General features: G+C 32.2%; 3 protein-coding genes. All 3 read left to right on the forward strand.

The features are described from left to right. On the forward strand, positions 1 to 269 hold a 269-nt coding region (locus WBM60_RS12885; RefSeq protein WP_424283161.1), incomplete at its 5' end, for a hypothetical protein. 221 nt (positions 270 to 490) lie between these two features. Then, the gene (locus WBM60_RS12890) at positions 491 to 1,024 is read left to right on the forward strand and encodes a hypothetical protein (RefSeq protein ID WP_424283162.1); all 534 of its coding nucleotides are present in this window, start codon (positions 491 to 493) and stop codon (positions 1,022 to 1,024) included. Positions 1,025 to 1,333: 309 nt separating this feature from the next. Then, complete coding sequence (locus WBM60_RS12895; RefSeq protein ID WP_424283163.1) at positions 1,334 to 1,549, forward strand: hypothetical protein; 216 nt, start codon at positions 1,334 to 1,336, stop codon at positions 1,547 to 1,549. Positions 1,550 to 2,021: the final 472 nt, after the last annotated feature.

Consider the following 2,021-nt stretch of genomic DNA (forward strand, 5'->3'; position numbering starts at 1 on the left):
CGAATATTGTGAAAGACGAAATGGGTTCATTTGCCCATGCTCCAAACATAGGTAGCACAAAAAAGACAAATCAGGCAGAAAGTGAAATTAGATTCTACGACCTAAACAAATTAACATTGTTATCGAAGTGGACAATAATTGGAAAGGCAGAAATAATAAAAAATGCGGATGATGGTAGTTGGGATTATGTTAACACGGGCAAAACTATCTCATGGAATGGACTAAATAAATTAATTGGAAAGATTAATAAAAATAAAGTTCGACCTTAACAAATCTAAAACGTGTTACTACAATTTGTTTTATGAAAAGTCCTAGTCCAATTCTTTAAAGTTCAATTAAACGATTAACTACTCAAATGGAATATAGTGCATGGGGGTTTCCGCAGTTTTCGAGGGCTAGTGGCTCGTAAGAAAAGTTAGCGTAACTTGACAGGAAATCGCTTCGTAGTCTCGAACGACACCATACCCTCAACGTTGTAACAAATTTACCTATGAAAAGATATTTTATCCTCGCATTATTATTTGTTGTATCCAATTTGTATTGTCAAAAACAGGAAAAATTTAAAGCGGGAATTAATCTAGAAGAAAATAATATCCCTTCTAATATAGGTTCTATGGAGTCTGTTTTATTTGTTTTTAACGGAGATACCCATCTTATAAATTTCTATCTTGACTTAACTAAACACTTAAAAAAGCGATTTAAAAAATCTAAAACTGAGATTAACTTTAATTATGATTTATATTCAAAAAAACCTTTGGTAGCGGATTTAGAATTAATTCCGTTAAAAAAATATGACAAATCCGATTATAAACTAATATGTTTAGTTAGTTTATCAGAATTCAACAGTTGGGACAATCATTTAATTGAAAATAGAAAACAAAATTACAAATTGAATATTGTGATTAATAGAGATGAATCAAACCAAATGGTTGAATCAGCAAAAATTAATGTAAACAGTAATTATACGATTGCTACACAAAATAAAAACTCTAGTAAATTGATATTTGATTTATTAAATAATTAAATAAAAACTTGTTACAACAACACCTATAATTCAGCGCACATCATTGCATCAAATAAAGATTAATCCTACATTTATCAAATAAACAAAGGTAAAAGATTTCGTCATTGGCAGCAGCGCCCTCAGCGTGCAACAATCCCGATAGTTATCCGGGATCCAAGCTTAGGCTCCGCTGCTTTTAAATACGCCAAAATCATAGCCTAGACGTTAAAGTTCAAATAAAGGATAAGTTCAAAAGAAATCCACCGTACATCGATTTAACTTTTTTGTGCAGCAAATTTGGAATATATTTAACACTTACCGAAACCGACCATGACTGACAATATTAGAAGATTGTTCAAACAAATGAACCATAATACCAAGGAGGAAGCCTTGCTTTGCCTGAAGAAAGAGTTTAACCTTCAAAGCAGGAAATTGGTCAAGAACGAATGGATCATAGGCGGACGAATACCCGAGGCTTATCAAGGAAGAACAGTCGAATTGTTTCAAAATCTACTTAGGAAACAGCAGGCCATGAAAGCTACGTGAAAAGCACTGAGCTGAAACCAAAGTTCAAAAAAACGATAAAATCAAAAAGAGCTCTGATCAACTGGACAGAGCTCTAAATGATAACAATATAAGAAAATGAAAAAATTTGTGGTCGAATATTATTCTGATATGAAAGTAGGTATCTTGTTGAAATCGGAAAAAATTATGATGTGAAAACCGCCTTTGTTGTGGTCTATCACAGTAATCCAGATAATTCGCATTATCGTTTAGCCAAAACTCACAAGATCGAAAAAGTTCAAATAAACGATACAGTCAGTTAATCTCTACTTTCAACCAATTCCTTAAAAGAAAAAGAATTTTATCGAAAAGTATATCTTAATATCTTTAATCCCCTTGGGCTTGTTTACTTCATGTTCTGAGAAAAAAACTACAAATGTTCACTTTAACGATTTGGGTGAAATCCATTTTGATTCTCAAATTGATGACCAGAACTTTCTTGTTTGCCATGAAG

It is taken from the genome of Eudoraea sp. (assembly GCF_049669105.1).
In the GTDB taxonomy this organism is placed as follows: domain Bacteria; phylum Bacteroidota; class Bacteroidia; order Flavobacteriales; family Flavobacteriaceae; genus Eudoraea.

Excerpts from the sequence above, each read along its gene's own strand:
- WBM60_RS12890 (WP_424283162.1), top strand. The coding sequence starts at position 491 with ATGAAAAGATATTTTATCCTCGCATTATTATTTGTTGTATCCAATTTG.
- WBM60_RS12895 (WP_424283163.1), top strand. The coding sequence starts at position 1,334 with ATGACTGACAATATTAGAAGATTGTTCAAACAAATGAACCATAATACC.